We start from the raw sequence: 12,767 nt of genomic DNA on the forward strand, positions 1-12,767 counted from the left end.
AAAATAGTTCGCCCCGTTAAACCGCCACTGCACCCAGTACGGCGGCGTCGGCTCCACCCCCACCCGCAACACCGCCTCCCCAAACGCCAACACCGTCTGACTCGCCGGCTGCTCCACAATCCGCGGCGGCACCTGCACCGATACCCACGCGGGGGCGGTCTCAAAGGCTCCCGCGCGATTGGAAACAATGACGCTGTAATAACCGCTGTTCGCCAGTTGGGCATTGGGAATGACCAGGATGGAATTGTTCTCACCCGGCAGATTCTGGCCATTGAACCGCCATTGATAACTCACCGGATACGGCGAGCACACGTCCACCGAAAGCACCGCCGTGCCATTGGTGGCCACCGCCACATTGGCCGGGCCGGCCACCAGGGAGGCCAGACCGCGGGTTTGCGGGACGGTGGGCGCTCCGGCCGTCGGCGGTTGCGCCGCCCAGTTCAACGGATCCGCTCCCAGCTCGCGGGGCGACAAGCGATGCAAAGACCGGCCGTTGCCGTCAGCGCCGCAAGGCCACGGCACATTGTCCCGGTAAGTAAAGGCATCCATGTCCACATAGTTGCCCTGGAAAAATTGTTGCAGTCGAATGGTGTCGTTATCGTTGTTCAGCTTGCCGCGGTAGGGGCCGTAAAGCGCCACGCCCGGCGGCACTTGATACAAGGTACGGAAAGCCGCAGCCAGGGCCGCATCCGCCGGGTTGAAATTGACCAGCAGAATGTAACCGCCCGCCGGAATGACGGCGTTGGTTGGGAAATCAAAATCCACCCCGCCACGCAAGCGCCACGCATTGGTGCCGGTGGGACTCCCCAGCGCGAGGGTGTTGGTGGTGGTATTCCACAGTTCAATGTACTCATCGCGCGTGTTGTCCACGGGCTTGTAAGGCGCCGGATTGAAACCGATGGGATCAAACACCAACAAGTCAGGCGGCCGATACATGATTTCATTCACCACGATCGGGCTGGCCAGCGGCCCGCTATTCGCAGCGCCCATGGTGTTGGAAGCCTGCAATACAAACAATTCCTCGCCCAGCTCGGTCACATAACGCCCGTAAGTGACCCCCACCGGAGAAGCGCCAAAGCTGAAGCCGTGGTAGTAACCCGTAAGCTGGCCGGCGCTGTTGCCGCTGAACAAATAAACGTCATCCCCGCCTGCGCCAAAGGCAAAACCCTGGCCATTCGGATTGAACTGGGCCTCGGTGAGCACCAGGTAACCATTGGCCGGAATGGAAGCATTGGCCGGAAAACGATATTTCTTGGGCGTATTAAAGTCATCGCTCAACCACCAATGCGCCAGAGAAACCGGCGCCGGATTGGGGTTGTACAGCTCCACCCAGTCACCCCCCGCCGAGCCGCTGTTGGCCATCACTTCATTCACCAAAACGGGCAGCAACGGCGGCGGCGCCAAATCATCCTGGCCGGGTGAGCCATTCTCGGAGGTGCTGACGCGCCATTGCTCGCGGCTTTCCCACGCGCGCCAGTCGGCCAGCTCGTTGACCACGACCAGCGAACCGCCCAACCCGTCCGCCAGCGGCTGCCAATTATTATTGTAGGTGAACTCGAGGATTTTCTCCCCGGTGGCATCCACCAGGCGCAAGGTCTCGCCGTCATTGTTCAGATAACCACTATATTCTCCCGCAATGCTCAAGCCGGCGCCGTAACGGTTGGTAAAGGCCGTGCGATTCTTGACCACCAGCACGCGCTGGCCCGGCCCCAGGGACGTGACGCTGCTGCCGGTGAAATTGAACTCGATGCCCTGCGTAAACCGAATGCCCGTGAGATTCAGGGTGACATTGGTGCTCACGTTCTTCAGCTCCACGAACTCGTATTCCTCCTTGTACGTGGGATCCCCAGCCACCGCCGGCGGGTTGTACATCACCTCAGTAATGCGCAAATATTGCTGCGCCAGACTGGGGGAGGGCGGGTAGCTGTTGGAGCTGACCAACCGCCCCCGGTCATCGCTCAACAGGATGACATCGCCCCACGTGGAAAGCTGCCCGTCGTAACCGCCCACAACAACCAACCCCTGCCCCGGCCGCGGGCCGGTGGTGCGGGATTTGAAGCCCGGAACGCTGCGCGCCACATACACCGCGCCGGTGGCCGGCACCACGGTGCCCGGTTTGAAGGTGAAGCGCACGCCGCCGTGCAGGCGCCACCCCGAAATGTCCAGGGCCAGATTATTGCGGTTGGTAACGCAGATATACTCCTGATCCTGATTGCCCGAGGCCGGATTCACCTCCCAGTCCACAATGTCCAGCACCGCATTGGTGGGTTGCGGCAACGGGATGCCGGCGTTGTTGGCCTTGGTTATGCCAATGGGCAGGGCTGTGTTGGTGATGCAATGCTTGCCAAAGAAATGCTGCCGCCGCGGGTAAAAGAACTGCTCCACCATCTGCTGCACTCCCGTGTAAATATCAATGCCCGGGGTGAAATTGTTCTGCCCGCCCACCGACGGCCATCCCCAGCGGGCACGATCGCGAATGGCCTCCTCGGCAATATAGTCCCGCAAGGCATAAATGCGCTGCTCCACCGGGGAGCTCCCCGGCGGCGCGTCCGGCGGAAGAATCCAGGTGTCCATCAACGTGCGCAAACGGCGCAGGTACATCTGGCGCAATTGGGGCACCAAAAAGAACGTGTCATACACGCGGTTGTAGGCGCCACTGGGCCCGCTCAAGGCAAGGGCCTGCGAGGAACCATACAAGGGATGCGCCTTGTGGTTGTCATTGGTGGCCTGCACCCCGGTGTACAACGAAGCATCACCTTCGGCGAAAATCGCCCCCCATGAGAGGTTCATGTCAAAGCCAATGATGCGCCAGAGTCCATCGCCATCATTGTCATGATACAGGGTCATGTTGGCCCAGACATCGTCATTTTCATGCACCCACCGCGCCACGCACAGGTAGTTCAGCACGTTGGGCACGTCGAACAAATCCAGGGCATTGATGCGCCGTGTCTCGGTGGGCAGGCTCTCGGCAATTTTATTGGCCAGCTCGAGGTAATCGGCATCGGTCGTGTCCCAGCGGCGCGTTTTCTTGTCAAACCCGCCCGTGCTCGCCTTGCCCGGAGTCACCTGGCCGGCGGCGTTGTACAACGCCCCATTCGGATCCCAGCCCAGGCGCTCCAGCAGCTCCTCCCCATGCAAATCGTTATGGTTGGCCAACTGGTAAAAAGCCCCGTTCATCTGCAGCCGTACCGGATGATAAAACGTGCCCGGCGAACCAAACATCTCGCACAACCAGAACGACAACCCCTGCCGCATGTAGGTCGGATCCGGATAGTCCGCCACAAACGACGTCTTGCGCAACCGCCCCCCGCCCGGCCCCGGATGCCGGAAAGGTTTTTCACGGTTGAACTCCAGCCGGTGGGATTTCTTGGTGTACGAGCGCGTGGTGTTGCCGCGCACCCGCATAAAAACGTTGTCGTAAAATTCGCCGTCATAAAACACCGAGGCCCGCCCGCCGGTCTTGTTGGGATCGTCCACCCCCACATTGGCGGTGTAATTGGAGACAAACAGGTGAATGATGGGCAGTTTGCTCACCAGGTTGGAGTCCGCCACCACCGTGCCAAAATACTCCGCCGACCCCAGCGGATCCTGGAACAACGGCCAGCGCGACGTGCGGCCCTGCACATCCTGCGCCTGGAAGTACCACCGGATCATCTGGCCATTGGTCGCCCCGGGAATAATGGCCGTGTAAATGCCATCGCCCGCCGTTACATCTCCGCCGGAGCCATCATCCCGCATGGAGATGACGCTCGTGTTGTTGTACATCACCCGGTAATACAGCAGCACGTTGGACACCGCGTTGAACGTGGGCGCCACCCGCGCCGTGATCGTCAGGCTCTGGCCGGGATTGGGCTGCGGGCGCGGAGAATAATCATCATTGCTGATCACCGGCCCCAAATCCCGCGTCCCCACCCCGTTGAAATCGCCCGGCGTGGCCGTCAGGAAGTAACGCGGCACAAATTCATAATTGCCCGCCGAGGTGTAGCTCAGCTCCGCTTCAAGCAGAAAATCCCCGCTGGCCGCGCTTTCGTTCAACCCCTGAATCGCCAGCACATTCGTCCCCGGCCGCAGCAGCGCCAGGTAATCCGCCAGATCAAACGTCTCCCATCCAAGCGCCTGGCTCTTGCTCCGGTCCGTCAGGGCGGCGGCATTCCACGCCAGCGTGTCCGGGGCATTGGCCGACGCCACCAACTGGCCATTCAAAAACGCCGCAAAGCCGTCCTCGTACCGCATGCGCAGCAACAGCCGGTCCACCGCCAACGGATCCTCCACGTTGAACTTGAACCGCGCATACACAGAGGCATTCTGGTTTTGCATCACACTGCGCACGTCGCTCCGCACCAAATTCGCCAGACTCGCCGGCGTGAGCGCCGCCTGATAAATCTGGGTGATCTCCGCTGCGCTCAAGGCCCGCAGCCACACCGCCACCTCGTCCATGTCTCCCGTGAAGAAATTGCCGCTGGCGTCCAGGATGCCCCCGCCACCAATGTTGAACGGAGAGGCACTGGTCCCGTAACTGGCCGAACCCGTGCCCGACGCCACCTGCACCCCGTCCACATACAGCCGGATGCCCGAGCTGTCGCCCACCGCCGCCACGTGATGCCACTCGTTGATCGGATAAGGATAATTCCACGAAAAACTCCCGCTGGGCGTCCACAGGTGAATCTGCGGCGTGCCGCTGTTGAGCCAGCCAAACTCCAGACTGTCATTCTGCCCAAACAACCCATCCCGCGCCCGCGGCGTCGCCGTGGGCCGGATCCACGCCATCATGGTGAAGGCCGGCGCCCCCACAATCATCGCGCTGCCGGCCGTCGCATACGAACTGGAGCCGTTGAAGGTGGCGCACGTGTTGTTGGCCTCAAAACCCGCCTGCCCCGGCGGCCGCACCCCCGCCGCGCCCAGCGTCACCCCGTTGTACGTGGCATGATACAAATTGGTGGCCGCGTTCACGGCCGTGGTGCCGCTGACCTCGTTGAACCGGTAATACATCCGCGGCGCCGCATTCAAAATCGCCTGCGCCCCGCCCCCCCCGCCCCCACCCGCCACATCAAAACCAATCCCGTTGGTGGCCGTGGCCCACGTACCGTCATCAAAATCCAACGCCGTCCAATTCGTCCCCAACGCCCCATCCACCGGCACCCGGATGCGCGCCAGCGCATTGGTCGCCACCAGCAAATAATTTGTCACCAGCATCGGCAACCCATAACTCACATTCTGAAACTGCTGCGGATAACTCGGCGCATACTGGCTCTCGATCGTCCCCTCCGGCCGCACCAGCGCCAAAAACCGCCCCTCCGCCGGCAGCCGGAAATTCGTGTGCAACGGCCGCCCCGGCTCGCGCCGGTTCTTCCCCGAGGCCCATACCACCATGAACCGGTTGGGCCCCAAATTGGTGGCCGGAAAACGCCACCGGTTCAAATTATTCGCGTTGTCCGTCAGCGCCCAGTTCAACAAATTCACCGTGTTGGAACTCACGTTGTGAATCTCGATCCAGTCCGAACTGTCCCCGTCCTCGTCCAAAATCAGGCCGCCGTTGGCCGCCATGAACTCACTGATCAACAGCTCCGCCCCGGGCGAGGACACGGGGATATAGAGAGCCAGACCGAGAACCAGACCGGCAAAAACAGCCGCCAGCCGTTGCATGATGCTTTTCATGTGTCTGATGGATGGTTGTTACGTTCAGGTTACACGCAATTCCAAAAAAAGCAATGCCTGAGTCAGCCCCACCCCCTTCTGCCCCCCGCAACCGCCGCAAAAGGCCCCCTGCCCGTTAACCGGCCGCCGAACAGGTGGCAAAGCCCCCAACCGTCCAAGGTTTAACGTTGTCAAGCGCCCGAAAAAATGATTCACTCATGGCATAGCCTTGTTAAAAAACATGGGAAGATTTGAGCCAGCGCCGTGCCGCAGCGTACTATTTTGCCCTCACCTTCCGGGCCGTCATCCGCACAATGCACGCCTTGGGGCAAAAAAAATCGCCGGCGGGGAACCGGCGATTTTTCTTAAGATGCTCTTCATCGCGGTGTGCAGCTTGGCTGCAGGGACCCGGATTGCACGCATCTAACTTTGTCTTGATTCACTGCAACCTTAACCCATCAATTTATGCAAAGCAACCCAAAAATTACTCATTCGCAACCCGACCTGGAACTGGCCTTTGACGTTGGCCACAGCTCCATCGGCTGGACTGTGCTTCAAGATTGCGGCACCAACTCCACCCCTCCAGAGGATCTGCCCACCCCCACGCTCCTGGGCTGTGGAGTGGTAACTTTTGGCGCCGACGATTGCCTGGCCAAAAAACGGCGTGACTACCGCCGCCAGCGCCGCCACATCCGGGCCACCCGCCAACGCATCGCCCGCATGAAGGAGCTGTTCAAACATTTGCGGGTGCTCAACCAAGCCCAGTTGGACAAACCCGGCTGCGCCTGGCCCTGGCTGCTCGCCGCCCGCGTGTTGCGTGGCGGCCGCCTCCTCTCCTGGCCGGAGCTTTGGGATGTCCTGCGCTGGTACGCTCACAACCGCGGTTACAACGCCAACCGCCTCTGGAGCCGGCAGGACGAAAGCGAGCAGGAGGATGCCGAAAAAGTGCAAAATGCGCGACAACTTCTGGAAAAACATCAAACCCACACCATGGCTGAAACCATTTGCGCGGTCTGCGGCCTGGATCCCCTCGGCAAAAAACGCTCCTGCAACCTGCCTGAAAACCAGCGCCCCAAAGGCTTGAATGCGGCGTTTCCCCGCGACATGGTTGAGGCCGAAGTGCGCCGCATCCTGGAGCGTCATCGCGGGAAACTTCCAGGCGTGGATGACGCCCTGATCAAAGCCCTCATGGAGGACTGGCAGGCCATTCGCGGCCCGGCTTTCAAGCTGCCCAAGCGTTACCATGGCGGCCTCTTGTTTGGTCAGCTCGTCCCCCGCTTTGACAACCGCATCATCTCCTCCTGCCCCATCACCTTTGAGCGGGTGTTTCAACAAGCCCTAAACGAAAACAATGACCCCGAGCAGGCCGCCCGTCGCGCCGCCAAAGCAGCCAAGGTGCCGGCGGCCAAATGTCCGGAATTCCTCCGCTTTCGCTGGGCCATGCTGCTGGCCAACGTAAAAATCTCCCAGGCCGGCAACGGCAAAGTCCGGCCCTTGACCCGGGACGAACGCCGCGCTTTGCAGGCACAAATGGAGCAAAAGGGATTCCTCACCAAGGACGAGTTCAAAAAAGCCGTGCGTGAGCTGACCCGCGGCCTGCCCGACAATCTGGACCAGATGCTCATGCCGCCCGATGCCGATAAAATGCTGATCCTCGATCCCGTTAAAAAAGTCCTCACCCAGCCTTGCCTCATCGCCTTGTGGCCGCACCTCCCCACCCGCCTGCAGAAACGCGCCACCGGCATGTTGCGCCGCGGCCGCAGCCTCAGCCTGCAGGACCTGTGCGCTGCTGCCCCTGAGCCTGAACGCCAGCAGGTGCGCCAAGCCCTCGAAGCGTTCGTCACCCAGGAAAACACCAGAAAAAAGCGCGGCCAGACCCAGACGGTTGAAGAATGGCTCCAGCAACGCTTCCACGCCGACCTGCCCAAAGGCCGCGCCCCCTATACCCGCGAAGTCATGCGCCAGGCCTGGGAGGACGTCATGATTAAAGGCATCCATCCCAAGGAAAAGGACGGCTGCCTCTATCGGGACGAAGCCATTCGCGAAGCCCAAATTCAACGCCAGATTGATCAGCAGACCAACAACCACCTGGTCCGCCATCGTTTGAAAATCCTCGAACGCCTGCATCAAGACATCCTCAAGACCTATGCCGGAGACAACCCCGCCCGCGTAAAACGCATCACCATCGAGGTCAACCGCGAATTGCGCGACTACTCCGGCAAGACGCGCAAGGAGCAGGAACAAGATTTGGGCCAGCGCCTGGCCCATTTCAAATCGGCCGTCAAAAAACTGGAGGAAGATTTGAAAGGGACGGAAATCCGCATCACCGCCGGTCTCATCCGCAAAGCCCGCATCGCCATGGATCTGGACTGGACCTGCCCCTACACCGGCGAAAAATACGATGTTCTCACGCTGGCCGACAAAGGCGTGGACAAGGATCACATCATCCCGCGCAGCCAGCGGGCCAGCGACAGTCTGGACTCGCTGGTCATCACCTTTCCGGAAGTTAATCGCATGAAAGGCAAACGCACCGCCCTGGCCTTCATTGAGGAATTTCAGGGCCGCACCGTGGAGGGGCGGCCTAAACTCACCATCCAGACCCTCGCCCAATACCGCAAATGGGTGGATAGTCTCGATACCCGCAAAGGACACCTGGAGGATCTTCGCCGCAAAAAGCGCCGCAAAGAACTGCTGTTGCTGCGCGACTACGTGGAAGAGGAATTTACCCCCCGCGATTTGACCCAGACCTCCCAACTGGTGCGCCTGGGGGCCGCCTTGTTGCAACGGCCCTACCTGAAACTGCGAGATAAACCCGTCATCACCTCCCTGCCCGGCAGTGTCACCGCCACAATTCGGCGGGCATGGCACCTCCTGGGTTGCCTCAGCCTGGCCAACCCGCAAGTGCTCGACGAGTCCGGCAACGTCCGCAGCAAAGACGAAATCCGCGGCATCACCCACCTGCACCATGCGCTGGATGCCTGCACCCTGGCCCTGGCCAGTCATTTTCTGCCCCGCGATGGCAACATCTGGAAACTGCTGCTTAAGCGCCGGCTGACTCCAGCCGAACGAGACCTGCTGGCCCGCGCCACCCATGGCCTCTGTCAATTCACCGCCGAGGGTGAAGTCCTGTTGCGGGAACTGCCCGAAACCTTCAAGGAACAGTTGCGCCAGCGCCTCGCCGAGCGGCGCGTTGTGCAGCACATCCCCAAAGACATGTCCGGCCTGCCCGCCGAGGAAACCGTTTATCGCGTGTTTGATCCCCAGGATACGCATCCTTCGGCCAGGCGTTTGCGCCGCTGGTTCGAAGCTCAAAAAGTCCAGATTCCCGACCCCGCCGCCGATACCGTCCTCATTGTGTGCCGCAAACGTAAATCCGCCGCGGAAGGGGATACCGGCACCCTCCTGCATGAAACCAACACCTGGCGCTGGGTGTACAAGGAAGTCGAAAAATCCAAACTGATCGGTTTGAACCCTGAACCCGGCACCGATGGCAAACTCAAAAAACTTAAAGCCGTTAAAATCATCGGGGACAACTTTGGCATCGCCCTGGACCCCCAACCCACCATCATCCGCTTCCACAAAGTCTGGCACCAGCTCCAGGCCTTGCGCCGCCAAAACCAAAACCGGCCCGTGCGGGTGTTGCGCAATGGCCAGCTCATCAGAATCCCTACAGGACGTTATCAGGGCGTGTGGAAAATTATGAGTGTTAAAGCAAACATGAAGGTAGATATGGTTGTACCAGACCGAGTTAAGATGGAGAGCAAAGGTTATGGAATCAAAGGAAATGTCTTACTAACGTCACTCATTAAAGATAATTGCGAGATACTCTCTACCACCTATGTAGGTCAGCCGTCGTGTCCTACCACATCGTCAACATAGACTCCCCGCAATGCTCCATCAGTTGCCGGGACGGCCAGCTCGTCTGCAAAACGGCGGACGCCGAGCGCAAGCTGCCGTTGGAGGACGTGGCCGCCATCATTATCACCAGCTTCTCCGCCTCCATCCACAGCCATCTTTTTTTGCAGGCGGCCAAGCACGGCGTGGCTCTCATCTTGTGCGAGGCATTCAAACCCGCCAGCCTGGTCCTCCCCGCCCGGCGTGCCACCGACACGCTGCTGTGCCGCGCGCAAGTCGCCCTCAGCGATCACCAGCGCGCCGCCCTCTGGCATAAAACCGTGGAGGCCAAATGCCGCAACCAACTGGCCCTCGCCGAATCCCTGGTGCCTGAACATCCTCGCCTGCCTGAACTGCGCGCTGCCGCCCGCAGCCGCAAGCCCCACAAGGAGTCCTTTTGCGCCCGCTATTACTGGCAGGTGCTTGGCTCCGCATTGAACACCCCCGGTTTTACCCGCGGCCGCAACGCGGGCAGTTGGAACAATCTCTTGAATTATGGCTACGCCGTCCTCCTCTCCACCACCTTGCAAAAGCTGTTTGCTCTGGGCTTGGATCCCACCTTCGGCATCTCCCACGTCATTCGCGAGCGCAGCACCCCGCTGGCCTACGACCTCATGGAACCCTTCCGCCCCTGCGTGGACGGGCGCGTTATTCAATGGATGCTCGCCCACCCCGATTCCCCATCCTGGGAAGTCACCAAAGAATTCCGCCAATGGGTCACCGCTTTTGCCATCGAACGCGTCGAATACCTCGGCTTCAACCTTGACCTCCACGGCTGCATCGAAGGCGTGGTGCGCGGTTTCCGGCGGGCCGTGGTGGAAAAACAAACCAAATATTACCGCCCCTGGCTGGCCGATCATGGCTTGGGCAAAACAGAAGCACACGCATCCCGCAAACCCGCTTGACGGCCGCCCTCGATCAATCGCACAGCCTCAAGCCAAACCAGCGGCCGCGGATGGATACGGAGAAATACAAAATGGGCTGGCTTATCGTTGCCTTTGACCTGCCGGTGCTCACCCCCAAACAACGCAAGGCGGCCACCGATTTCCGCAAATTCCTGCTCAATGACGGCTATCTCATGGTGCAGCTCAGTGTCTATGCCCGCCCCTGCGTTTCCTTCGCCCGCCAGGAAACCCACATCGAACGTCTAAAAAAGGCCATCCCTCCGGAAGGCTCCGTGCGGGCCATTTTTGTGACTCGCGCCCAATGGGAACGCTCGTTCGTCATCTCAGGTTCTCCGGCCACTCCCACAAACCCCGAGACCATACCGGAACAAATGCAATTCTGGTGACGACACACCCCACGCCTCGGCGTGCCTCCACCACCCCTCAGCCTCTGGATAAAAACCGCTTTTCAAAAACACACCGCCCCCATTTGTGGCCGAAATCCGCCCGCCGCCATGCGGGCAAAAAGTTGCCATCCCCTTCTGCATCAGGAGATTGCAACTTTCGATTATATCCCCCCCGGTTTTTGAATCAAGGCAAAGCCGGGCCACGTAGTAGTTGTAGCGGCTCATATTATATCCCCCCCGGTTTTTGAATCAAGGCAAAGCAGCGATCTGGCTGCTTTTTGTGCGGATATGATTATATCCCCCCCGGTTTTTGAATCAAGGCAAAGCGGCCCGAATTCCGCAGCGAGCTGCGCCGTTATTATATCCCCCCCGGTTTTTGAATCAAGGCAAAGCCGGCGCGTGGCATTGTTGGATTTGCCGAAGATTATATCCCCCCCGGTTTTTGAATCAAGGCAAAGCGGTCTGGCCCACATGACTGTATAAAAATTGATTATATCCCCCCCGGTTTTTGAATCAAGGCAAAGCTCCGATGGAGCAAAGCGCGGTGGCCGCTGAATTATATCCCCCCCGGTTTTTGAATCAAGGCAAAGCAAAAGCCTCCACCTCGGCCCGCACGGCTTCATTATATCCCCCCCGGTTTTTGAATCAAGGCAAAGCCAGGGCAGCCAGGCACTCCGCCTTGGTCCCATTATATCCCCCCCGGTTTTTGAATCAAGGCAAAGCCCTCGTAAGTCCCCGTCACCACGCCACCACATTATATCCCCCCCGGTTTTTGAATCAAGGCAAAGCTGGGGATAACGGGTTTGATACAGGGTTATGATTATATCCCCCCCGGTTTTTGAATCAAGGCAAAGCCGGCGGTCACACATTCTTTTTTGGTGCCGCATTATATCCCCCCCGGTTTTTGAATCAAGGCAAAGCAAGCGAGTCTGTCGGCCTGCTCCTTCAAAAATTATATCCCCCCCGGTTTTTGAATCAAGGCAAAGCAACTGTGGCCAACCATGCTCTGCTTGAGATATTATATCCCCCCCGGTTTTTGAATCAAGGCAAAGCAGTCGCACGAAAGTACCAGCAGCGGCTCGCATTATATCCCCCCCGGTTTTTGAATCAAGGCAAAGCAGGGCATTGCGCCACAAGTGCGCGACGATGATTATATCCCCCCCGGTTTTTGAATCAAGGCAAAGCTGCGGCGTGCGGCTGGTGTTGTTGTATTTGATTATATCCCCCCCGGTTTTTGAATCAAGGCAAAGCAGGGCCACGTCTGCACTGATTTTCAGCATAATTATATCCCCCCCGGTTTTTGAATCAAGGCAAAGCAGCTGGTATTCCCGATTTGGCAGGCATCCCATTATATCCCCCCCGGTTTTTGAATCAAGGCAAAGCTGATTGGGCGTAGTGCCGTTCAGCGGCGCAATTATATCCCCCCCGGTTTTTGAATCAAGGCAAAGCGTGTGAAATCGGGTTCTCGTGTATTCGTATTATATCCCCCCCGGTTTTTGAATCAAGGCAAAGCGTCTCGATGGACTGACTCAAACGAGGCCGGATTATATCCCCCCCGGTTTTTGAATCAAGGCAAAGCCCCCGCGCTGCACCACCCCGCCGAACTCATATTATATCCCCCCCGGTTTTTGAATCAAGGCAAAGCGAAGAGCACGACCGTTGTTATATGTCGCTGATTATATCCCCCCCGGTTTTTGAATCAAGGCAAAGCTGCGCGTTGGCATTGGCACGCCGACCAGCAATTATATCCCCCCCGGTTTTTGAATCAAGGCAAAGCGGCTCACCCAGTCCACCGGCTGGAACCCCAATTATATCCCCCCCGGTTTTTGAATCAAGGCAAAGCCTGGTGATTGCACATCATTTTGCCAAAGGCATTATATCCCCCCCGGTTTTTGAATCAAGGCAAAGCTCAACCTTGAGACCAGCGACAGAACCAACAATTATATCC

General features: G+C 59.0%; 4 protein-coding genes and 1 CRISPR repeat array. Of the genes, 3 read left to right on the top strand and 1 reads right to left on the bottom strand.

Annotation, left to right across the window (positions count from 1 at the left end):
* Nucleotides 1-5,655, bottom strand: a 5,655-nt coding sequence (locus N3J91_16045; protein MCX8157925.1) for a lamin tail domain-containing protein, incomplete at its 3' end; no start/stop codon positions are given.
* A 444-nt stretch (nt 5,656-6,099) separates the two neighbouring features.
* Here N3J91_16045 and N3J91_16050 point away from each other — a divergent pair.
* Genes N3J91_16050 through cas2 form a run of 3 tightly spaced genes read left to right on the top strand, consistent with a single transcriptional unit; the run spans nt 6,100 to nt 10,819 of the window.
* Nucleotides 6,100-9,513, top strand: coding sequence for a hypothetical protein (locus N3J91_16050; GenBank protein ID MCX8157926.1), 3,414 nt, complete (start codon nt 6,100-6,102; stop codon nt 9,511-9,513).
* Nucleotides 9,489-10,433, top strand: coding sequence for a type II CRISPR-associated endonuclease Cas1 (gene cas1 / locus N3J91_16055; protein MCX8157927.1), 945 nt, complete (start codon nt 9,489-9,491; stop codon nt 10,431-10,433). Before N3J91_16050 ends, cas1 begins: the two co-directional genes overlap by 25 nt.
* 50 nt (nt 10,434-10,483) lie before the next feature.
* Nucleotides 10,484-10,819, top strand: coding sequence for a CRISPR-associated endonuclease Cas2 (gene cas2, locus N3J91_16060; GenBank protein MCX8157928.1), 336 nt, complete (start codon nt 10,484-10,486; stop codon nt 10,817-10,819).
* A gap of 160 nt (nt 10,820-10,979) precedes the next feature.
* Nucleotides 10,980-12,728: direct repeats of the CRISPR family, unit length 36 nt; unit sequence ATTATATCCCCCCCGGTTTTTGAATCAAGGCAAAGC.
* Nucleotides 12,729-12,767 lie beyond the last annotated feature (39 nt).

The sequence above is a fragment of the Verrucomicrobiia bacterium genome, from assembly GCA_026414565.1.
Taxonomy (GTDB): domain Bacteria; phylum Verrucomicrobiota; class Verrucomicrobiia; order Limisphaerales; family Fontisphaeraceae; genus Fontisphaera.

What these genes read in the sequence shown, in the direction of transcription:
- N3J91_16050 (MCX8157926.1), top strand. Translation starts at nt 6,100, where the DNA reads ATGCAAAGCAACCCAAAAATTACTCATTCGCAACCCGACCTGGAACTG.
- cas2 (MCX8157928.1), top strand. Translation starts at nt 10,484, where the DNA reads ATGGATACGGAGAAATACAAAATGGGCTGGCTTATCGTTGCCTTTGAC.